22 protein-coding genes and 1 riboswitch are annotated in these 21,185 nt (G+C 67.2%); of the genes, 4 read left to right on the top strand and 18 right to left on the bottom strand.

All coding sequences use genetic code 11. The annotated features are described in order from the left end of the window. Positions 1 to 4: 4 nt before the first annotated feature. From C8D03_RS15865 to pdxH, 12 genes are all read right to left on the bottom strand, one after another. On the bottom strand, positions 5 to 1,267 hold the full coding sequence (locus C8D03_RS15865) for an SAM-dependent methyltransferase (protein WP_108047568.1): 1,263 nt from the start codon (positions 1,265 to 1,267) through the stop codon (positions 5 to 7). A gap of 159 nt (positions 1,268 to 1,426) precedes the next feature. Next, a complete protein-coding gene (locus C8D03_RS15860) occupies positions 1,427 to 1,735 on the bottom strand; it encodes a hypothetical protein (protein WP_108047566.1) in 309 nt (102 codons plus the stop codon). A 34-nt stretch (positions 1,736 to 1,769) separates the two neighbouring features. Then, complete coding sequence (locus C8D03_RS15855) at positions 1,770 to 2,093, bottom strand: GNAT family N-acetyltransferase (RefSeq protein ID WP_181301012.1); 324 nt, start codon at positions 2,091 to 2,093, stop codon at positions 1,770 to 1,772. A 174-nt stretch (positions 2,094 to 2,267) separates the two neighbouring features. Further along, positions 2,268 to 2,912: a class I SAM-dependent methyltransferase gene (locus tag C8D03_RS15850; RefSeq protein ID WP_108047562.1), complete on the bottom strand. Its 645-nt coding sequence runs from the start codon at positions 2,910 to 2,912 to the stop codon at positions 2,268 to 2,270. A 5-nt stretch (positions 2,913 to 2,917) separates the two neighbouring features. Continuing rightward, positions 2,918 to 3,703, bottom strand: a complete 786-nt coding sequence (locus tag C8D03_RS15845; RefSeq protein ID WP_108047560.1) for an ABC transporter ATP-binding protein — start codon at positions 3,701 to 3,703, stop codon at positions 2,918 to 2,920. Next, positions 3,700 to 4,737 (bottom strand): FecCD family ABC transporter permease, encoded by a 1,038-nt coding sequence (locus tag C8D03_RS15840; RefSeq protein ID WP_108047558.1) that lies wholly within the window; start codon positions 4,735 to 4,737, stop codon positions 3,700 to 3,702. Before C8D03_RS15840 ends, C8D03_RS15845 begins: the two co-directional genes overlap by 4 nt. After that, positions 4,734 to 5,744, bottom strand: coding sequence for an ABC transporter substrate-binding protein (locus C8D03_RS15835; protein ID WP_465246473.1), 1,011 nt, complete (start codon positions 5,742 to 5,744; stop codon positions 4,734 to 4,736). Before C8D03_RS15835 ends, C8D03_RS15840 begins: the two co-directional genes overlap by 4 nt. A gap of 319 nt (positions 5,745 to 6,063) precedes the next feature. Further along, positions 6,064 to 6,276, bottom strand: a riboswitch (cobalamin riboswitch). Between the two features lie 99 nt (positions 6,277 to 6,375). Next, the gene (locus tag C8D03_RS15830) at positions 6,376 to 6,645 is read right to left on the bottom strand and encodes a hypothetical protein (RefSeq protein ID WP_248308498.1); all 270 of its coding nucleotides are present in this window, start codon (positions 6,643 to 6,645) and stop codon (positions 6,376 to 6,378) included. A gap of 217 nt (positions 6,646 to 6,862) precedes the next feature. Further along, a complete protein-coding gene (locus C8D03_RS15825; RefSeq protein ID WP_108047556.1) occupies positions 6,863 to 7,294 on the bottom strand; it encodes a TIGR02301 family protein in 432 nt (143 codons plus the stop codon). After that, positions 7,291 to 7,809 (bottom strand): NUDIX hydrolase, encoded by a 519-nt coding sequence (locus C8D03_RS15820; RefSeq protein WP_248308497.1) that lies wholly within the window; start codon positions 7,807 to 7,809, stop codon positions 7,291 to 7,293. Before C8D03_RS15820 ends, C8D03_RS15825 begins: the two co-directional genes overlap by 4 nt. Then, complete coding sequence (locus C8D03_RS15815; RefSeq protein WP_465246446.1) at positions 7,790 to 8,566, bottom strand: SDR family NAD(P)-dependent oxidoreductase; 777 nt, start codon at positions 8,564 to 8,566, stop codon at positions 7,790 to 7,792. The genes C8D03_RS15820 and C8D03_RS15815 overlap by 20 nt, the downstream gene beginning before the upstream one ends. Before the next feature lie 14 nt (positions 8,567 to 8,580). Then, a complete protein-coding gene (gene pdxH, locus C8D03_RS15810) occupies positions 8,581 to 9,195 on the bottom strand; it encodes a pyridoxamine 5'-phosphate oxidase (RefSeq protein ID WP_181301010.1) in 615 nt (204 codons plus the stop codon). A 129-nt stretch (positions 9,196 to 9,324) separates the two neighbouring features. Between pdxH and C8D03_RS15805 the strand changes: the two genes are divergently transcribed. From C8D03_RS15805 to fabI, 3 genes are all read left to right on the top strand, one after another. After that, positions 9,325 to 9,786: an RT0821/Lpp0805 family surface protein gene (locus C8D03_RS15805; protein ID WP_108047552.1), complete on the top strand. Its 462-nt coding sequence runs from the start codon at positions 9,325 to 9,327 to the stop codon at positions 9,784 to 9,786. Between the two features lie 143 nt (positions 9,787 to 9,929). After that, positions 9,930 to 10,862, top strand: a complete 933-nt coding sequence (locus C8D03_RS15800; protein WP_108047550.1) for a DnaJ C-terminal domain-containing protein — start codon at positions 9,930 to 9,932, stop codon at positions 10,860 to 10,862. A 254-nt stretch (positions 10,863 to 11,116) separates the two neighbouring features. Continuing rightward, positions 11,117 to 11,959 carry an enoyl-ACP reductase FabI gene (fabI, locus tag C8D03_RS15795; protein ID WP_108047548.1) on the top strand — a complete coding sequence of 281 codons (843 nt, stop codon included), beginning with the start codon at positions 11,117 to 11,119 and terminating at the stop codon, positions 11,957 to 11,959. A 1-nt stretch (position 11,960) separates the two neighbouring features. Here the strand turns inward: fabI and folK are convergent, their stop codons facing one another. From folK to folP, 3 genes are read right to left on the bottom strand one after another with little or no spacing between them, the layout of a single operon-like run. Then, complete coding sequence (gene folK / locus C8D03_RS15790) at positions 11,961 to 12,476, bottom strand: 2-amino-4-hydroxy-6-hydroxymethyldihydropteridine diphosphokinase (protein ID WP_248308496.1); 516 nt, start codon at positions 12,474 to 12,476, stop codon at positions 11,961 to 11,963. Beyond that, complete coding sequence (gene folB, locus C8D03_RS15785) at positions 12,466 to 12,840, bottom strand: dihydroneopterin aldolase (protein ID WP_181301008.1); 375 nt, start codon at positions 12,838 to 12,840, stop codon at positions 12,466 to 12,468. The genes folK and folB overlap by 11 nt, the downstream gene beginning before the upstream one ends. Further along, complete coding sequence (gene folP / locus C8D03_RS15780) at positions 12,837 to 13,682, bottom strand: dihydropteroate synthase (protein WP_108047542.1); 846 nt, start codon at positions 13,680 to 13,682, stop codon at positions 12,837 to 12,839. The genes folB and folP overlap by 4 nt, the downstream gene beginning before the upstream one ends. 153 nt (positions 13,683 to 13,835) lie before the next feature. Here folP and C8D03_RS15775 point away from each other — a divergent pair, with 153 nt between their 5' ends. Further along, positions 13,836 to 14,432 carry a histidine phosphatase family protein gene (locus C8D03_RS15775; RefSeq protein WP_108047539.1) on the top strand — a complete coding sequence of 199 codons (597 nt, stop codon included), beginning with the start codon at positions 13,836 to 13,838 and terminating at the stop codon, positions 14,430 to 14,432. A 51-nt stretch (positions 14,433 to 14,483) separates the two neighbouring features. Here the strand turns inward: C8D03_RS15775 and ribB are convergent, their stop codons facing one another. The 3 genes from ribB to C8D03_RS15760 all read right to left on the bottom strand — a co-directional run bounded on the left by ribB (position 14,484) and on the right by C8D03_RS15760 (position 21,153). Further along, on the bottom strand, positions 14,484 to 15,761 hold the full coding sequence (ribB, locus tag C8D03_RS15770) for a 3,4-dihydroxy-2-butanone-4-phosphate synthase (RefSeq protein ID WP_108047537.1): 1,278 nt from the start codon (positions 15,759 to 15,761) through the stop codon (positions 14,484 to 14,486). Positions 15,762 to 15,942: 181 nt separating this feature from the next. Beyond that, positions 15,943 to 17,061 carry a chorismate synthase gene (gene aroC / locus C8D03_RS15765; RefSeq protein WP_108047535.1) on the bottom strand — a complete coding sequence of 373 codons (1,119 nt, stop codon included), beginning with the start codon at positions 17,059 to 17,061 and terminating at the stop codon, positions 15,943 to 15,945. A 75-nt stretch (positions 17,062 to 17,136) separates the two neighbouring features. Continuing rightward, on the bottom strand, positions 17,137 to 21,153 hold the full coding sequence (locus C8D03_RS15760) for a Pls/PosA family non-ribosomal peptide synthetase (protein ID WP_465246445.1): 4,017 nt from the start codon (positions 21,151 to 21,153) through the stop codon (positions 17,137 to 17,139). Positions 21,154 to 21,185: the final 32 nt, after the last annotated feature.

Below are 21,185 nucleotides of genomic sequence, written 5' to 3'. Positions count from 1 at the left end.
TCCGTTATGCCGTTGTCGGAACCGGGCGCGTCTCGTCGACCGTGATCGCGAACAGGCCGACATCGGTCGCCGCGCTGCGGAAGCCACCCTCGCAATAGCAGAGATAGAACTCCCAGAGCCGGCGGAAGGCCTCGTCGAAGCCGAGCGGACTGATCGACTGCCACTGAACCAAAAAGCGCCGGCGCCACTCCTGCAATGTCAGCGCGTAACTGTCACCGAAGGAGACCAGCTCCGCCAGGCTGAGGCCGGCCGCAGCGATCTGCTCGCGCATCGCGCTCTGCGAGGGCAAGAGCCCGCCCGGGAAGATGTAGTGCTGGATGAAGTCGGCGCCGCTCGCATAGGAAGCGAAGCGGCTGTCCTCGATCGTGATCGCCTGCAGCACGATCCGACCGTCGGACTTAAGGCAATTGCGCAATGTCGCGAAATAGCTCGGCCAGAACGCACGTCCGACCGCCTCGATCATCTCGATCGAGACGATGCGGTCGAACTGCCCCGTGACGTCGCGATAATCCTGCAGGCGCAGGTCGACACTGTCAGACAGCCCCGCCGTCTCGATGCGGTCGCGGGCATAGGCGAGCTGTGACGGCGACAGCGTTATGCCCGTGACATGGCAGCCCTCGCGCGCCAGCCTCTCGGCCAGCGCACCCCAGCCACAGCCGATTTCGAGCACGCGCTCGCCGCCCTTGAGTTGCAGCCGCGCGACGATCAGATCGAGCTTGGCCGCCTGCGCCTGCTCCAGCGTCTGGCCCGGCTGGGTGTAGAGCGCCGACGAATAGGTCATGCTCTCGTCGAGCCACTTGGCGTAGAAAGCATTGCCCAGATCGTAATGCGCGGTGATGTTGCGGGCGCTGCCACGGCGCGTATTGGCCCGACCCAGATGCAGCACGCGGTTGAGCAACCGCGCCGGCCAGGAGCCCGAGATCAGGGCCCTGAGCGTGTGGTCGTTCACCGCCGCAAGCTCGATCACCGCCGTCATGTCGGGGCTGCTGAAATCGCCATCGCGATAGGCTCTGGCGAAGCCGATGTCGCTTTGCAGCAAGAGCCGCCGGATCGCGCGCCAGCGATGGAGCACGATCACGGCTTCCGGGCCCCGCTCCGGCGCCTGCTGCACCATCGCCACGCCATCGGGCGTCACGACCGTGAGACGGCCCCGTGCCAGACGGGTCATCAGCTTGCCCAGAAACATCTGCGAGAGCCCGAGACTCCGGCCCGGCGGCCGTGTCGCGCGATGGTCGGGAATCTCCGCTTGCGTATCCCGTAATGTCATAGCCGTCTCGCCGATCGTCTCTGAACGCCGTCCCGGTATGCCGCTGGATTGTACAGGGCAGGCCTCGCCCGCACCATCTGCCGCAGATTGGAACCTGCATTGAATACGCTGCATGGAGGCAAACGGATCGGCGCCTCCGGCAGATCTCCTCGATCGCTCCTAGCTGCTCCGCTTGCCAAACGCGTCGACCCGGTCGATCGCCCACATCGTGAAGCGCGCCATCGGCCGCCGCAGCACCGGCACGTCGGAGGCGACCAGCATGAGGCCGAGCGGCAGCATCCAAACCCCGAGCACTGGCAGGAAGGAGAAGACCCCGCCGACGACCAGCGCAACGCCGGACGGCACCCGGACCCAGCGCGAGGCCGGGTGGCGCAGCCAGCGCAGCTTGGTTGCGACGCGCGGCGGCAGGCTTCGCTCGAGGCGCTTGAACGCCACGCGAAGCTCCTGCCGCCCTGCGGAATTGGCCATGATGTGTCCGTGCGAATGGAAAGGAGTGGCGCTTTCAGTGGGCCAGGTCGTCAGCGGGCCAGGTCGCGTAACGGGCGAGGACATCAGCGAATTCGGGATGCCGGCGGGCCCAGTCCGCGACGAAGGAACAGGCCGGCACGATCCGGCGTCCCGTCGCGCGCGCATTCTCGAACATTCCGAGGGCCAGACGCGAACCCAGCCCCTGGCCGTTGAACGCAGCCGGGACCTCCGTATGCGTCACGATCAGCCTGTCGCCGTCGCGGCGGAACATCGCGAAGGCCTGCCCGCCGGGGAACGTCATCTCGAAACGGTTGCCCGCGACGTTCTCGATCACCGGCTTGGCCTGATACGCGTCCATCATCATCCTCGTCCGAGCTACAACTCCGCTCATCGCGGGTTGCTCCGGGCAACCGCGCCACCCGGCAGCATCAGATAGGGGCGGCATGCACATGAGCCAACATGCACATGAGCCACCCTCATGCGTCCTGAAGCCGCGCAACCGCGCCGCACGCGCCCGGATCCGATCGGCGGCCTACGTCCGGCGCGCCGTCAGCACGAACATCGGCACGCCGCCTGGATAGGGCGGCGTCGCGAACAGGTGCTGCCAGGACAGCGCCTCACCGAAGCCGGCATCGGTCAGCATCTGGCGGGCCAGCGTCTCCGTCAGCCCGTCATGCAGCGGCAGGCACGCTGCAAGCTCCGGCTGATAGGTCGAGCGGTATTGCGGCGCGACCGACCAGAGCCCGTCGGAGACCAGCACCATTCCGCCCGACCGCAGGATCCGATGTGCCTGCAGCAGGCCATCCATCGGCCGCTCCAGCGTCCACAGCACATTGCGCAACGTCACGATGTCGGCCGAGGCCGGTGCGATCGCCGCCTCGTCGATCACCGCCGTCTCGAAAGCGACGTCGAGATGTGCCGCCCGCGCGGCGGCCCGCGCCACCGTCAGCATCCCCTGCGAGCCGTCATAGCCCGTGACGCGATGGCCGAGCGAGGCGGCGATCAGGGCACAGGCGCCGGTGCCGGTCCCGAGATCCACGACATCCTTTGGCCCTTCGGCCTCGAAAGCGGCCTCCAGCACCTCACGCCAGATCTCCCGTTGCGCAACATGGGAGGCGACACCGTCGAATTGCGGCGCCCGCGCACTCCAATAGGCCGTGACGGCATCCTGTGTCATCCCGCTCAGGCCGCAGCCCCCTCATCGGACGGGTCGATCAGATATTCGATATGGCGCCGGCCCGAGGCTCCCTCGCGGATGCTGACGGCGACGCCGAACACCCGCGCGATCAGCGCCTCGGTCAGCACCTCCGGCGGCGCGCCCGACGCCACCACCCTGCCCTCGTGCAGCACCGCGATCTCGTCGCAGAACAGCGATGCAAGATTGAGGTCGTGCAAGGCGAGGATGCAGGTCACGCCGAGCCGCCGCAGCAACGCCAGAATCGAGAGCTGGTGCTGGATGTCGAGATGATTGGTCGGCTCGTCGAGGATGAGTTCGCGCGGCTCCTGCGCCAGCGCACGCGCGATATGGACGCGCTGGCGCTCGCCGCCCGACAGCGTGTGCCAAAGCTGGTCATGCCGCTCGCTCATATCGACGCGCGCGAGTGCCGCCTCGACCGCCGCCTCGTCGGCATCCGTCCAGGACGCGAGCGCGCTGCGATGCGGTGTCCGTCCGAGCTTGACCACATCGCAAACCGAAAGCTGCACCTCGGTCGAAGCTTGCTGCTCGACGAAGGCGAGCCGCTTCGCGAGATCGCGACGCGCCATCGTGGCAAGGTCGCGATCGTCGAGCGTCACGACGCCGCTCTCGACCTTGCGCAGCCGGCAGAGCAGCCGCAGCAGGCTCGACTTGCCCGAGCCGTTGGGGCCAATCAGCCCGAGGATACGACCGGGTTCGGCCCGCAGCGTCACACCGTCGACGATCATCCGCCGCGCCGCGCTCCAGCGGACGTCATGGGCTGCGAGCGTCATACCGGGCGCCTCGCGCGGTAGAGGATCAGCGCGAAGGCCGGCGCACCGAACAGCGCGGTGACGACGCCGATCGGCAGGATCTGCTGCGGAACGAGAATGCGCGACAGGATGTCGGCAAGGATCATGAAGATCGCGCCGATCACCAGGCAGGCCGGCAGCAGCCGCGCATGCGCCGGCCCGACCAGGAACCGCGCCGCATGGGGGATGACCAGCCCGACGAAGCCGACCGTGCCGACGATGCTGACCATGGTCGCGGTCATCACCGCCGTCGTCGCAAACAGCACGATCCGCACCCGCGTGACCGCGACGCCGAGCGAGGCCGCCGCATCCGCCCCGAAGGCGAAAGCGTCGAGCACCTTGGCGTGCAGCATGCAGACGCCAAAGCAGATCAACGCGACCGGCGTCGCGACCCAGACATCCGGCCAGCGCACACCGCCGAAATTGCCGAGCAGCCAGAACATCACGCCGCGCGCCTGCTCGGCATTCGCGAGCGTCGTGACGATGGTTGCCGTCGCAGCATTGAAGAGCTGGGAACCGGCAACGCCCGCCAGGATCACGCGGTCGCTCGAACCGCCCGCCCCCGTCGCCAGCAGCGCGACCACGAGCAGCGCCACGACGGCGCCGAGGAAGGCCCCGCCCGAGATCGTCAGCACCGCGCCCCCGAAACCGAGGATCATCACCGCGACCGCCCCCGTCGAGGCGCCAGCCGAGATGCCGAGGATATAGGGCTCGGCCAGCGGATTGCGCAGCAGCGCCTGCAAGATCGCGCCCGACAGGGCCAGCGTGCCGCCGCAGAGCGCTGCCAGCAGTGCACGGCTTAAGCGGTAATCGAAGATGACGCCCTGCTGGATCGCGCTGACCGGATAGCCGAGATCGAACATCCCGTTGCCAAGCGCCTGGAAGGCGGTCGACAGCGGAATCTGCATCTCGCCGATGGTGACGGCGAGCGTGATCGCGGTCACCAGCGCCAGCAGCGCCGAGAGTACGATCGCGATCCGTGCCGGCCAGTTCGGCTCGATCGGTGCGTGGCTCACCTGGCGAACCCGAAGCTCTGGATAGCGTTGGCCAGCGCCTCGATGCCATCGACCGTATCGAGGCCGGCGCGGGTGGCGCCGACATCCATCACGACGATCCGGTTGCGGCGCACGGCGTCGAGCTTGCTGGCGACCGCATCCGTCCTGAGAAAATTCAGTTTCAGGTCTATATCGTCGGCTGGAAAGCGGCGCCGGTCCATCTTGACCACGACGATGACGGCGGGATTGCCGACAGCCACGCTTTCCCAGCCGACGAGCGGCCATTCCTCATTGGTGGTGATGATGTTGCGCGCCCCGAGCTTGGCCAGGATATAGGCCGGAACGCCATTCTTACCGGCCAGGAAGGCATCGCCCTTGACGTCCTTGCTCGAGAACCAGACGGTGACTGGGATGTCCTTGGCCGCATTGCCCGCGACAGCCGCCACGGCCTTCGCCTCACGCGCCTTGAGTTCCGCGATCAGCGCTTCGGCCCGGTCCGCGACATCGAACACCAGCCCGAACTCGCGGATGTTGCGATAGACCAGTTCCATGGTGAACATCTGCGTGCGGATGCCGTCGCCGGCACCGGAATTATCCTTGCCGACGCAATCGGACGGCGAGACATAGGCTGGCACCTTCAGCTTCGCGAACTGGTCGCGCTTGCCGACGATGCCGTTGGGGCCGACATGCCATTCGAACATCGCGGTGACGAGATCGGGCTCCTGCGCGACGACGGCCTCGAAGCTCGGATCGTTATCGGACAGCCGCTTCACCCCGGCATTCGCCGCCTCGAAGCGCTTCGCCACCGGGCTGAACCAGACGGCGGTGCCGACGACCCGGTCGCCGAGACCCAGCGCGTAGAGGATTTCGGTCTGGGTCTGACCGATTGCGACGACGCGCTTCGGCGCCTTCTCGAAGGTGACCTGATGCCCGCAATTCTCGACCGTCACCGGATAGCGCGTCGCTTCGGCGCGGGCCGAGGCGACGCCCCCGGCGAGAAACGACAGGGCAAGGGCGAACGCGCGCAGGGAATGGCGCAGGCCACGGGCAGATCGGGTCATCATGAAATCCGGCTTGAAACGTAGGCAGGACGGCGCGACAGCGCGCGCCGCGGCGGGTTCAACGCCTACATGAAATGTAATAACATTACAATTTCTCATGCCATCAGCAAGCGGCACCGTGTGCCCGGATTGCCCGCCATACTGCTGGCTGTTTGAAAAAGACGTCTGCATCATCGCTAACCCCGTGACGATTGAGGGGCATGCGACGGGCGCGCGCGAGGAGCCTTCGGGGATTTGAAGGCCCGGCCCGTTCGCGCACGACCGATCAGGACACCCCGCCCGAAAGACCGTTCAGTCGATCAGGGCAGGTCTCCTGGCTCGCGGGTCGGGGCCTGTTCCGCCCGGCCTTCCCGGCGCAGGGTGCGCCAGTGGACAATGGACAGAGAGCTCGCCGCTTACAGTTGCGGGGGCAGCCTCGGCTTCGGCGCTGAACGCCTCACCGAATTCCCTCTTAGCTTCGGCCGAAAACGACCGAAGAACCTTGATCAAGATTCACGATAGAGGCGCAGCAGCCGCCGTCAAGGCCATGGGAACAAACACAGCAGCGGGTGAACGAACACCGCACCCGGCGCATCATGCGCTCAGGTTGGAGCCCGGCTCAGTGCCGCGTCCCGCTGCTGAACGCACCGCCGCGCAGCTTGTCCGGCAGGGCTTCGGCGAAGACGGCTGTCGCCTCCTCGCCATAAGTCTCAACCAGCGTGCGGAAGGCAGCGAAGAGCGCTGCATGAGCCAGCGCGTCGCTGTCCAGCCCGTCCTGCTGGGCCTCGGCGAAAGCGTCCTCGACATAGCCATAGGCGACGCGGCGCGCGTCGTGGCTCTCCTCGGCGAGGGTGAGGTCAAGCGGCAGGTCGTCGGAAATGATGGACATGAAGGCGAGGGCTCTGCGGCTTGCTTGAACGGGCTCGTTATCGCGCGAATGCTTGTCTTGCCTGGCGCGAATCGTGCCAGTTCCGGCCCGCTTCGCGACGATCGACGTCATCTGAAACATAGGCCGTGCCAGAGCGGGACGCTACCGTGCCCTTTAGGAAAGGTTAACGCAGCCGGGCAAATCGCGCGGGAAAATTCAGTTCGGCGCGCCCTGTCACCTATCCGCCATAGCGGCCGGCCAATGCGCGAGCGAGGCGCTCGCCCTCCCCCGCCAGGCGCGTCGAAGCCTCCTGGCTGCCGTCGGTGCAGGCGCGGTGCGTCTGCGAATAGGCCCGGAAGCCGCGGTTATAGGCGCTGGTCAGGCGCTCGCGCCGCACCGGCGTCCGGCCTTCGGCCTCGACCAGGGCGGTCATGCGGTTGCGCCAGTCCTGCGCTTCCTTGCCGGCACAGAGCGTGCGGAGATAGGCCAGCGACCCCATGATCTCGGCGAGCTTCAGCAGTTGCGGCTCGTAGGGCGGTGGTGGCGGCTCGGGCGCTGGAGCGGGTTCGGCCGGCTTCGCCGCGGCCGGTGGGCGCTGCTGCGCCAGCGCTGCGCCGGTTGGCACCCCCGCCAGCAGCAGCGCGAGCAGGCACAGCGCGGCCCGCCTCATGCGTCGCCTCCGGCTTCGATCAGGATGCCGCGGGCGCGGCGCAGCACATCCGCGAGTTCGCGCGTCGTCGGCAGGCCGCCAAGCCTGAGCGGATCGGCCCACATCACCGCGCCGGCTTCCGGGCCGGTCTGTGGCTCGCCGGAAAGCCATTCCCCGACGAAGGAAGCGACGACGAAATGATGCGTGATCTCGCCCGCCGCATCGCGGCCGAAGATTTCGACATGGCGGTTGAAGCCGAGAATGCGGGCCGAGACGCCGACCTCCTCCTCCAGCTCGCGCAGCGCGGCCTGTTCGAGCGTCTCGCCGGCCTCCACCTTGCCGCCCGGCAGCGACCAGAGCTGGTCGGCCGGCGGCTTCGTCCGCGTCGCGAGCAGCACCTTGCCGTGCCTGAAGACCGCAACCGATGCCGCCAGCACGGGGCGGGCCGGCGCCTTGCCCGTCACCGGGAAGCGGATGACCTGCCCGCTCCCGCCGCTCATCGCCGGCGGCCCGGCTTCATACGTGCTGCCCGCCATTGATGTGCAGTTCCGCGCCGGTGACGTAGCTCGAGGCATCGGTGCAGAGGAAATGGATCGCGCGGGCGACCTCCTCGGTCTTGCCGAGACGGCCCATCGGCAGGGTCGCGACGATCTTCTCTGTGCCGGGCGAGAGGATCGCGGTATCGATCTCGCCGGGCGAAATCGAATTGACCCGGATGCCAAGCGGGCCGAAATCCGAGGCCATCTCGCGCGTCAGGCTGGCGAGCGCCGCCTTCGAGGTCGCATAGGCCGCGCCGGCGAAGGGATGGACGCGCGAGCCGGCGATCGAGGTGACGTTGACGATCGTGCCCTTCGCCGCCGTCAATTCGTCGAGCAGGCCGCGCGCCAGCATGATCGGGGCGAAGAAATTGACCTGGAAGACCTTGTGCCAGTCGTTGAAGGAGGTCGTCGCCGCGCCGAGTCGTTCCCCACCCGGCCCCTTGGGCGAGATGCCGGCATTATTGACCAGCGCGTTGAGCTTGCCGCCCTCGGCCGCCAGCCGCTTCTTGATCTCGGCGATGCCGCGCATCGTGTCCTCGGGGTCGCCGAGATCGATCTGGACATGGTCGTCGGCGCCCGACGGCCAGGGACATTTGTCGGAGAAGGCCTGCCGCGAGCAGGACAGGATCCGCCAGCCCGCCATCGCGAACTGCATGACGGTCGCATGGCCGATGCCGCGGCTCGCCCCCGTCAGCAGCATCACCGGGCGCTTGCCCGCCTCGGTCTTAGGGAAATCGAATTTTGGCATCGCCATCTGGCTTCGTGTCCTCACGGATAAAGGCGGGCACGCGCCCAGGGCTCGCCAGCACGCGGCCGGCGGAAGACGACGCGGTCATGAAGGCGGAAAGCTCCGTCCTTCCAGAATTCGAGATAGACCGGCGTGATGCGAAAGCCGGTCCAGTGCGGCGGGCGCGGGATCGCGCCCAGCCCGAATTTGGCGACCTGGACCGCGACCGCCTTCTCCAGTGCGAAGCGGCTCTCCAGCGGGCGCGACTGCTGCGACGCCCAGGCGCCGATCCGGCTGTCGCGCGGGCGAGATTGAAAATAGGCATCGGCCATCTCGTCGCTGACGACGGAGACAGGACCGCGAATCCGGATCTGGCGGCGCAGGCTCTTCCAGTGGAACAGGGCGGCGGCCTTGGGCTGGCCGAGCAGTTCCTCGCCCTTCTGGCTCTGCGTGTTGGTGTAGAAGACGAAATCCTCGCCGTCGCGCCCGTTCAGCAGCACCATGCGGCTGTTGGGCATGCCTTCGGCATCGACGGTGGAGAGCGCCATGGCATGAGGGTCGTTGGGCTCGCTCGTCTTGGCCTCTTCGAACCAGTCATGGAACAGCGCGAAAGGATCCTGTTCCTGCGTGAAGTCACCGCTCGTTAACCGTTCCACGTGTCTAATCCTCGGTGCATCTGGGGTGTTGCGTTTGGGCGAGCGCGAGCGGTGATCTTGGTCAAGTCGGGACGACTATATAGGGCAGCGACCGGGGCGTTCCAAAGCCTTCCGCAGCGCGCCTCCGCCATGCGCCGGCTCGCTGCCGCCAGCGCTGCCTGTCTGGGCCTCGCCGCAGCCGGATGCTCCGTCTCTTTTCCGATTCTGGGCCTCTCGAGCAAGGCCGAGGACGACGTCGCCACGACCTCCTCGGTGCTGCCGGCGCGAGGCTCCAGCAAGCCCGGCCCCCTCGCCTCGCTTTCCTCCGAACTCGGCCCCGAGGACCTGCGACGGGCCGATGGCGCGATGGCCGTGGCGCTCGATCCACAGGGTAACGGCGCCGCGGTCTCCTGGGACAACCCGCAAAGCGGGGTGAAGGGCTCCTTCATCCCCGTAGGTGGCCCGTTCCTGCGCTCGGACGAGATCTGCCGCGCCTTCATCGCCAGCGTCCAGACGCAGACCAAACCTTCCAAACTGCAGGGCACGGCCTGCCGGCCCTCGGGCGGGGAATGGCTGGTCAAGGATATGGAGCCCTGGAAGGGCGCGACCTGACGGCGGCCAAAGCCGCGCGGCCTCGATCATGCGCGACCGCCTGTTGCGTTCAGGCCACACCATTCCCAGATAAGGCTCTTGAGATCAGAGTTGGCTCCGGCGCGCCCGGGCCGGCCCGTCAGCATTGCCAATGGGGTTCATGAATGCGCGACCCGTATCAGATTCTGGGTGTCGCCCGCACGGCGAGCGAGGCGGATATCAAGAAGGCCTATCGCCGCCGCGCCAAGGATCTGCATCCTGACCGCAACCAGGACGATCCCAAGGCGCAGGACCGCTTTTCAGAGCTCAACGGCGCCTATGAGATCGTCGGCGACGAGACCAAGCGCAAGCAGTTCGACCGCGGCGAGATCGACGCCGAGGGCAAGCCCAAATTTCAGGGCTTCGAGGGCATGGGCGCCGGGCGCGGCGGCCGGGCCGGCGGATTCGAGTTCAATTTCGGCCAGGGCGGCGGCCACCCCTTCGGCGCCGGCAGCGCAGGCGGAGGTGCGGGTGCGGGCGCGGGCTTCGATCCGGCAGACATCTTCGGCTCGCTGTTCGGCGATGCCGCAAGGCGCGCCGGCAAGACCCGCCCCGAGGCGCAAAAGCCCCCGGAGCAGAGTTTCACGCTCGAGGTGACGCTGGCCCAGGCGGTGACCGGCGCAACGCGGCGCGTCAGGTTGCCGGGCGGACGCGAGGTCGAGGTCACGATCCCCGAGGGCGTCGCCGACGGCAAGGTGATGCGGCTGCGCGGACTCGGCCAGACCGATCCATTTTCCGGCCAGGCCGGCGACGTGTTGATGACGATCAAAGTCAGGCCTGATTCGCGCTTCACCGTGGAAGGCAATGATTTGCGTACCCGGGTGCCGGTGCCGCTCGCCAGGGCGATCCTCGGCGGGCCGCTGCATGTGCCGACCCTGACCGGCACCGTCGAGATGAAGATTCCGCCGCTGACCGGCACGACCAAGTCGTTTCGCCTGCGTGGCAAGGGTCTCAAGGGCGAAGCGGGCAAGGTCGGCGATCTCTTCGTCGCCATCGACATCGAGATGCCGGAGAACGATGCCGAACTGACCGCGCTGATGAAGGCGCGGACGGAGTAACGCGGATCGGCCAGACGCCGTTCGGTCCGTCCGCGCCGTCCCGGGGCGCCGCGGAAGCGGCACCTCGGAAGATCCTCGGGTGCGTGCGGACAGGCCTTCCCGAGTCCCTTTCGAGACGCGATGGTCCGGAGCGCTCTTCGCGATGAAGCCCGGGGAACGTGCGTGCGATGGCGCGTTTGCGCCAAAACCGGTTTCCACTTTTGGCCGCCATGTTCTAAGAGACCCCTCGACTTTATCCAGTTCGCGGGTCCCAGATGCCTGATTCCAATGCCGTCGCCCGGCCGACCGCCAATCTTCTCAAGGGCAAGCGGGGCCTCGTCATGGGCGTCGCCAACAACCGCTCGATCGCCTGGGGCATCGCCAAGGCCGCCGCCGATGCCGGCGCCGAGCTCGCCTTCACCTATCAGGGCGATGCGCTCAAGAAGCGCGTCGAGCCGCTGGCGAAGGAACTCGGCGGCCATGTCGTCGGCCATTGCGACGTCACCGACGGCGCCTCCATCGACGCCGTCTTCGCCGAGGTCGAGAAGCTCTGGGGCAAGCTCGACTTCGTCGTCCACTGCATCGCCTTCTCCGACAAGGACGAGCTGACCGGGCGCTATGTCGAGACCAGTGAGGCGAACTTCACCAAGTCGCTGCTGATCTCCTGCTACTCCTTCACCGCCGTCACACAGCGCGCCGAGAAGCTGATGACCGATGGCGGCTCGATGCTGACACTGACCTATTACGGCGCCGAGAAATGGATGCCGCATTACAACGTCATGGGCGTCGCCAAGGCCGCACTCGAATCGAGCGTGCAGTATCTCGCCGCCGATCTCGGTCCCTCGAAGATCCGCGTCAACGCGATCTCGGCCGGGCCGATCAAGACGCTGGCCGCCTCGGGCATCGGCGATTTCCGCTATATCCTGCGCTGGAACGAGTACAACTCGCCGTTGCGCCGCACGGTCACGATCGAGGAGGTCGGCGAGACGGCCGTATTCCTGGTCTCCGACATGTCGCGCGGCATCACCGGCGAAATTCTGCATGTCGATGCGGGCTACCATGTCGTCGGCATGAAGGTGCCGACCGCGCCCGACATCTCGCTCGACAAGGGCGACTGAACTAGCCTGCCAGCAGACCCTTCAATCGATCCGTCGCGACACCGTCGCGGCGGATCGATTCGTCTGTGACGGCTTCGAGCAGGGCCACGACGGCTCGCCCCCCGATTTGAAGTTCCGGCGCGATCTCCGCCAGCGGTGCCAGCACGAAGGCGCGCTCGGCGATGCGCGGATGCGGAATTTGCAGACCCGGTTCGTCGATCGTCTCGCCGCCATAGCTCAGGATGTCGATGTCGATCGTCCGGGGCCCCCAGCGCTCGCGCCGCTCGCGGCCGCCGGCACGCTCCAGTTTGAGGCACGCCGCCAGCAACGCGCGCGCCGGCATCTCCGTCTCCAGCAGCACCGCCATGTTGAGGAATTCGGGCTGGTCGAGCTTACCCCAGGGCGGCGTCCGGTAGACCGAGGACAGCCGCTTCACCGCGATGCCGTCATGGCCCGCAAGCGCCTTCAGCGCCGTAGCGAAGGCCGCGACCGGATCGCCCAGATTGCCGCCGAACCCCAGCGTGGCCTCAACTCTCACGCCGATAGCTCAGCGTGATGCCGACGCTGGCGAGCGTGGCGTGGATCGGGGGGGCGGGCTTGCGCAGCGTCACCTCGACGCGCGTGACTGGCGGAAAGCCATCGAGCACGGCATGGGCCACGGCCCGTGCCGCCGCCTCCAGCAGGTTGAAGCGGCGGCTGGTGAAGACCTCAGTGACCACGCCGACGACCTTGCCGTAATTCACGGTGTCGGCGAGCGCGTCGCTGATCGCCGAGGCGCGCAGGTCGGTTTCCAGCACGAGGTCGAGCACGAAGCGCTGCCCGAGCCGCTCCTCCTCCGAAAAGAAGCCGTGATAGGCATAGATGTCGAGCTTCTCGATCAGGATGATGCCGGTATCGCTCACGGGCGGGGCTCCAGGGGCTGTGAGATGGCGGCCCAGACCTTGAACGCCTGCGCATGTTCGCTGACATCGTGGACACGGATGATCGCCGCTCCCTGCGTCGCCCCATAAAGATGGGCCGCGATGCTGCCGGCGACACGATCGGCCGGAACGCTCTGGCCAGTAATGACCCCGATCACCGATTTGCGCGAGGCGCCGAGCAGGATCGGACAGCCGAGGTCCTTGAGTTTCGCCAGTTCACGAATCAGCAGCAGCGACTGCTCCGGCGTCTTGCCGAACAGGCCGATGCCGGGATCGACGACGATCTGTTCGCGCGGGACGCCCGCCGCCAGAGCAACGCCGATCGAAGCATCAAGGAACCGCATCACGTCAGACAGAATGTCGAGCCCCGGATCGACGGTCTCGCGGTTGTGCATCAGGATGATCGGCGCACCATGCCGGGCCGCGACCCCGGCGATGGCCGGATCGCGCTGCGCGCCCCAGACATCGTTGACGATCGAGGCGCCGGCCTTCAGCGCGGCCTCCGCGACCTCGGCCTTCCAGGTGTCGATCGACAGCGGCGCCCGGGTCCGCTCGCTCAGGCCCGCGATCACCGGAAGGACGCGGGCGAGTTCGGTCGCGGCATCGAGAGGGGCGTGACCGGGCCTGGTCGATTCGCCACCGATGTCGACGATGTCGGCGCCTGCCGCGACGAGCGTCACGCCATGCGCGATCGCGCCGGCCGCGTCACGCAGCTTGCCGCCATCTGAAAAGGAATCCGGCGTGATGTTGACGATGCCCATCAGAAGGGGCGCAGCGTCGAGGGCGAGCCTGCGACCATCGGGCAAGGTGAGAGCCGGCGGCATCGGGAACCATCCGAAAGGGCGGAGAGGCGCCTATAGACCGCCGCCACGCGACAGGCCAATGGAAACAACAGGCCGCTGTCATGGCCGCGACGCATGGCCCCGATCCGGCACGGCGCTTTGACCTTGCGGCCGGCAGCGTGCAGAAGCCCGGCCATGCTCCCGATCACGCTCCCGCACCGGCTCATCCTCGTTCGCCACGGCGAGACCGACTGGAATCGCGAGGGCCGCCTGCAGGGCGGGCAGGACATTCCGCTCAACGATCTCGGCCGTCGCCAGGCGGCCGAGGCGGCCGGGCGCCTGCGCACGCTGGTCCCGGGCTTCGCCACGCTCGACTTCATCGGCTCGCCGATGCATCGCGCCCGCGAGACCATGGACATCCTGCGCGCCGAACTCGGACTGCCGCCGGGCGCCTACCGACTCGACGACCGGCTGAAGGAGCTGACATTCGGTTCCTGGGAAGGCTTCACCTGGCGCGACATCCGCAAGGCCGAGCGCGAGCAGGCGCAATTGCGCGAACGCGACAAATGGAGCTTCGTGCCTCCTGGCGGCGAAAGCTACGCCATGCTGGCCGATCGCATCCGGCCCGTGCTGGAAGAACTGCCGGGCGAGACCGTCATCGTCAGCCATGGCGGCGTCGCCCGTGCCATTCTCGCTTTGGTTGGCGCCGTGCCGCCGCAGAAGGCCTCGATGGTCGAGATCTGGCAGGGCAAGATCCTGACCGTCACCGGCAACCGGGCCGACTGGGTTTAGCAGACCTTCTGCCGCGGTCGGCGATCGTCAGGGCGAACTGCGAAAGCGTTCTCACTCCAGCGGCTGGGTGTCTGCGATCTCGATGCCGAAGCCGCTCAGGCCCACGAAGGACCGCGGCGACGAGGCGAGGTTCACAATCGAGCCAACGCCGAGATCGCGCAGGATCTGGGCGCCGAGGCCGACCTCGCGCCATTGCTGGTTTCGCAACGCATCCGAGTCCTCATCGACGCCCTTGATCGGCACACCGGCCGAGCCGTCGCGCAGATAGATCAGCACGCCGCGCCCGTCCTGCTGGAACCGGCGCAGCGCGCACTGGATCGTGACGGCCCCGCCAAGCACGTCGGACACGACATCGGCGCGGTGCAGCCGGGCCGGAATCTTCTCGCCATCGCCGATCTTGCCCATGACGAAGGCGAAGTGCTGCGTGTCCTCGAAAGGCGTGACGTAGACATGGCCGGTCATCTCGCCGAAAGCGGTCTTGACCGGGAAACTGTGAACCCGTTCGACCAGCTTCTCGCGCGACTGGCGATAGGCGATCAGATCGGCGACCGTGATCTGCTTCAACCCATGCTTCTGGGCAAAGGCGGTGATCTGGGCACCCTTCATCACCGTGCCGTCGTCATTGGCGAGTTCGCAGATCACCCCGACCGGAGGCAGTTCGGCGAGCTTGCAGAGATCGACCGCCGCTTCCGTATGGCCCGAGCGCATCAGCACGCCGCCATCCTTGGCGATCAGCGGGAAGACATGGCCGGGCCGCACGAAATCGCCGGCCCCCATATTGCCGTTGGCCAGCGCCCGCACCGTGTTGCAGCGCTGCTCGGCCGAGATGCCCGTCGTCAGTCCATGCTTGACGTCGACCGTGATGGTGAAGGCGGTGCCGAGCGGCGCGTCGTTCGAGGACACCATCGGGTCGAGCCGCAGCCGCCTCGCCTCGCCCGAGGTCAGCGGCGCGCAAACGATGCCGCAGGTGTTGCGGATGATGAAGGCCATCTTCTCCGGCGTGCAGAGCGAGGCCGCGACGATGAGATCGCCCTCGTTCTCGCGGTCGTCGTCGTCGGTTACGATGACGATCTCGCCCCGGGCGAAGGCCTCGATGGTGGCTGTGACGGTATTCGACATGGCGGCCTCGCGCGGCCTGACGAGGCCGAGGAAATCATTGGGGGTGACGGAGCCGCCGGTGGCGGCGGCGATGCGTTCGGCGCTTTCGCGCGAGATCCAGGCGCTCTGATCGTTGCAGAGCGCGGTCACGCTCGCCGGCGACAGGCCGACTTGCTTGGCAAAGGCGCTGCGGCCGATCTTGTTCTGCGAGAGCCAGGCGTCGAGCTTCATACCGGGAAGCTAATCCCGCGACGCTTCAGTTGCAATGAAGCAGTTTAACATTTTCAGTATTGCTGAAATGCATGATCTCGGCCGTCATGCTCGGGCCTGCACCGGGCATGCCCTCGCCATCGACGCCCCTCTCCATCCAGATTTCCCGGGCCCGCTTCGCGGCTCGGGAAATGACGCCCTGTCAGCCCTGAAACGGCCAGCGTGGCTCGATCACTCCGACCTGCGCGCGGTGGCGCAGATACTGGTCTGCCAGCACGCAGGCGACCATCGCCTCGCCGACCGGCACGGCGCGAATGCCCACGCAGGGGTCGTGGCGCCCCTTGGTGAACATCTCCGCCTCGCCGCCGGTGCGCGTGACGGTCGCCCGCGTCGCCAGGATCGACGAGGTCGGCTTCACTGCGAAGCGCGCCACGATCGGCTGCCCCGTCGAGATGCCACCGAGGACGCCGCCGGCATGATTCGACAGGAACAGCGGCTTGCCGTCATTGCCCGCGCGCATCTCGTCGGCATTCTCCTCGCCGGAGAGTTCGGCCGCCCCGAAACCGTCGCCGATCTCGACACCCTTGACCGCATTGATGCTCATCAGCGCGGCCGCGATCTCGGCGTCGAGCTTGGCATAGATCGGCGCACCGAGCCCCGCCGGCACGCCTTCGGCGACGATTTCCAGCACGGCACCGATCGACGAGCCCGATTTCCGCACCCCGTCGAGATAGCCCTCGAAGAAAGCAGCCGCCTTGGCGTCGGGGCAGAAGAACGGGTTGTTGCCGACCTCGGCCCAGTCCCAGTTATTGCGGTCGATCTTGTGCGGCCCCATCTGCACCAAGGCCCCGCGCACGATCATGCCGGGAACGACCTTGCGGGCGATGGCGCCGGCCGCGACCCGCATCGCCGTCTCGCGTGCCGAGGAACGCCCCCCGCCGCGATAGTCGCGGATGCCGTATTTCACGTCATAGGTGAAATCGGCATGGCCGGGCCGGTATTTGTCCTTGATCTCGGAGTAGTCCTTCGAGCGCTGGTCGACATTGTCGATCATCAGCCCGATCGAGGTGCCGGTCGTCACCTGCACGCCGTCGCTCTCGCGCGGAAACACGCCTGAGACGATCCGGACCTGGTCGGGCTCCTGCCGCTGCGTGGTGAAGCGCGACTGGCCCGGCCGCCGGCGATCGAGATCGCCCTGGATGTCGGCCTCGGTCAGCGGGAGCAGCGGCGGGCAGCCATCGACCACGCAGCCGATCGCGGGCCCATGGCTCTCGCCGAAGGTGGTGACGCGGAAGAGATGGCCGAAGCTGTTGTGGGACATGGGCTGAGCCTGACGGGTTTCTGCGTCAGGCTCTTAGTCGCTGCGACCGATCACGGCAAACAGTGCGGGCGTCACTCAATGCCCCGCCACGGCCTTCGCCGGCACCGCTGGAGCGCCCTCCCAGCGCGTATGCGCCGGCAGGTTCTCGCCCTTCATGATCACCGTGAGCAGGCCGACCTGAGCATAGTCGCCGACATGCGTATCGTAGAGCACGGTCGCGCCCGCACCGACACAGACGCCCCGGCCCAGCTTGACCCGCCCGACCTTCATCACGCGATCCTCATACAAATGCGTCTGCAGCGCCGAATGGGCGTTGACGGTGCAGAAATCCCCGACATTGATGCAGTCGAACTCGGTGATGTCGGTTGAATCGAGCCAGACACCCTTGCCGTATTTCGCGCCGAACAGCCGCAGGAACCAGGGCAGGAACGGCGTCCCGCGCAGATAGTCGAACAGCACCTTGCCGCCCAAGCCCCAGTACATCACCGCGACCGCTTCCGTGCGCATCGCCCAGAACGACCACATCGGCTTCATGACGGGCTTGTAGACGCCCATCATCAGCCACTTGATCGCGGCGCAGATCAGCGCCTGAGCAATCGCGATCAACATCGCGACGCCCATGAAGGATAGGACGAGGCCGGTCCAATCCTGCTCATTGATCTTCTGCTGCAGCACGAGATCGACCGCGATGGTGCCGAAAGTGATGAACAGCATCGCCGGGAAGGAGGTGTGCAGCGCCTCGAACACGCCGCGCGCCACCTGCTTGCCGAGCGAGGGCCTGTAGGTCCAGTCGGCTCCGAGATCGACCTTCTGCCGCGTCGGCAGCTTGATCGGCGGCGAGCCGAACCAGGTGTCGCCGGGCTGCATCTGGTCATTGGCGGGCGGCTTCGACTTGATGCCGATCAGCACGCGGTCGGGGATGATCGCGCCGGGCGGCACGACCGCATCGTTGCCGACGAAGACCTGCTCGCCGGTGCGGGTCATGTCGAGGCGCATATAGCCGCGCCGCATGTCCTCGTCGCCAAAGACGACCTCGTCGGCGATGAAGTTGCCGGCGCCGATGCCGGTCAGGTCGTAGCGGCCCGACAGATTGGTCGAGATCTCCGCGCCCTTGCCGATGCGCGCACCCATGATCCGGTACCAGGCCCGCATGTAGATCGTCGCAAACAGCGAGGAGAGTGTCTCGAGCGTGACCTCGGTCGCCAGCGCCACCGTCCATTTGCGGGCGTAGAAGCTCGAATGGATCGAATAGGAGCCCGACGTCACGCGCGGCAGGATCACCCAGCGCAGGCCCGCCATCAGCAGCACGGTGAAGGCGATCAGCCCGATCGCGGTCGGCCAGGTCAGGATCGGCAGATACCAGAGATAGCTGACCTCCGACCAGGTCGAAATCCAGTCGTCGATCTTGTCGAACAGCCAGAAGGCCGGGAAGATCGGCAGCAGGCTGATCGGCGGCAGCACGATGAGCATGAAGGCATAGAATGCCGTCATCGCAACGCGCCGCTGCCGGCTGGCCTCGGCCTGCGGGGGAAGCGAGGCGAGGTCGACCATGCCGGTCTTGCGGGCGGGAGAGCCATCCCAGATCTCGGCCTCGGCGACGACCGCGCCGGGCGCGATCGCGGTCAGGTCGCCGATCTCGGCATGATCGCCGATCACGCTGCCATGCCCGAGCACCACGGAGGCGCCGGCACAGACATCCCGGCCGATGGTGATGCGGTCGATGATGAACTTGTCGCCGATCGCCTCGCCATTGGCGAAGGTGGTCTTCGAGCCAAAGGTCGTGCCGTCGCCGATCGTGATCAGGTCGATGGCACCGGCCTCGTAATCGGAGATGATGACGTCGCGCCCGACCTTGGCACCGAGCAGCCGCCAGTACATCCGCATCACCGGCGTGCCCTGCAGCCATTTGATATGGACGAGGCCAGCCACGCGGGCGGCGAACCACCAACGGAAATAATAGAAGCCCCACAGCGGGTAGACCCCGGGCCTGGTGCGGCCGAGCACGATCCATTTCAGCACGATCGCGATCAGGCCGGTGACGATGGTGATCGCGACATAGACGCCGAGCAGCGCGAAGATCTGCCCCAGCAGCGGCAGATCCTCGCCCGACAGCAGCATGTAGGTGACAAAGATGCCGAGCCACTGCGCCGTCGACAGGCCGATGATCACCGGCAAGGCGAAGGCCTGCGCCAGTCCGCAGAGAAAACGGCGCAGGAAGGGCGGCGGCGTAAAGGAGAGGTCCTGCGCCTCCGCGATGCCACGTCCGTCGAGCAGCGCCGCCATGCCGCGCAGCGTCCGCGCGCCATAGACATCCTGTAGCGTGATACCGGCATAGGCCGGCGTCTCGCGCACGATCGAGATGAAACGGGCAGCCAGCAGCGAATGCCCGCCGAGATCGACGAAGAAATCGGCCTCCAGCGGCAGGCTGGAGGCACCGAGCACGCGCCTCGCGGCTTCGAGCAGGGCAGCCTCCGTCGCATTGCGCGGCGGCTCCTGCTCGCCTGCAGCGCTCGGCGCCGTCAGCGGCGCGGCCTTCAGCATCCGGCGGTCGACTTTGCCGGAGACCATGCGCGGCAGCGAGCCCACCGCCTCGAAATGGGCCGGGACCATGTAAGGCGGCAACTGGCCGCGCAGCGAGGCGCGCAGCGCCGCCCCGTCCACCGCCACGCCCGGCTCCGCCACGACGAAGGCGACGAGCCGCTCGATCTCGTCGTCGATGCGCATCACCACCGCGGCCTGGTTGACGCCGGGCTCGTCGCTGAGCTTGGTTTCGATCTCGCCGAGCTCGACGCGGAAGCCGCGGATCTTGATCTGGTCGTCGATGCGCCCGTGGAAGACGATGTTGCCGTTGCCGTCGAGGCTGACAGCGTCGCCCGAACGGTAGAGCACCGGGTCCTCGGCGCCCCCGAAGGGATTGCCGAACGGGTTGGCGATGAACTTCTCGGCCGTCAGCTCGGGCCGGCCGTGATAGCCCCGGGCAACGCCCGGGCCGCCGATCAGGAGCTCCCCCTGCTCGCCTGGCCCCACCAGCTCCATCGCCTCGTTGACGATATAGGCGGTGTAGTTGGGGATCGGCCGGCCGATCGTGACGGTCTCGCCGGGCATAACCTCGGCAGCGGTCGCGACCACGGTCGCCTCGGTCGGCCCATAGGTATTCAGGATGCGCCGGCCGGGCTTCGACCATTTCTGCACGGTCGCGGGCGGCAAGGCTTCGCCGCCGAGCAGGATCAGCTTCAACGACGGCACGTCCGCCGGCAGGATGCCGAGCAGCGTCGGCACCGTATCGATCACGGTGACGCCGGCCTCGGTCAGGATCGCCGGCAGCTTCTCGGCGTCGCCCATCGTCTCCGGCGAGGCGACATAGAGCGTCGCCCCGGCGAGATAGGGCGTCCAGATCTCCTCCATCGACAGGTCGAAAGCGACGGAGGCGCCCTGGAAGACGATGTCGTCGGCAGTGATGCCATAGAGCGCATTCCCGGAACGCAGGAAATGACAGATGTTGCGATGGCTGATGACGATCGCCTTCGGCGTGCCGGTCGAGCCCGAGGTGTAGATCAGATAGGCGGGATGGGCATTGCTCAGCCCGGCGGCGCGCGCCGGCATGGCGACGCCGTCATCGCCGGCCATGAGCACCTCTGGCGTCCAGACGAGGCGTTCCGTTCCCGCCGCCCGCCCCTGCCATTCGGTGGCCGTGACGATGCCCTTGGCCTCGGCATCGGCAAGGCAGACGGCGATGCGCTCGACCGGGGCTTCGGCATCGAAAGGAACCCAGGCGGCGCCCGCCCGCGTGATCGCGAGCTGCGCGATCAGGAGGTCGATGCCGCGCGGCATCCACAGGCCGACGAGATCGCCCTGCCCGACCCCCGCCAGCGCAAGCCCGCGCGCCTGTCGCCCGGCCGCTGCCCAGACCTCGTCATAGCTCAGGCGTCGCGACGCATCGACCAGCACCGGATGCGCGCCGCGCGCCGTCACGGTCGCCGCAAAGATCTCGCCCAGCACTTCGTCGCGCAGGAGGTCCGGGCGCTTCTCGCCCATCATCATGGCGAGCGGCTTCGCCGCCGCCAGCCCTGTCGTCGCCGACAGCTCGCTCATATCGTTCATCGTGCCCCGCTGCGATCAGGCCA

It is taken from the genome of Bosea sp. 124 (genome assembly GCF_003046175.1).
Taxonomy (GTDB): domain Bacteria; phylum Pseudomonadota; class Alphaproteobacteria; order Rhizobiales; family Beijerinckiaceae; genus Allobosea.
Note: the sequence above shows the minus strand (reverse complement) of the source record. Positions and strands in the feature narration are given on the sequence as shown.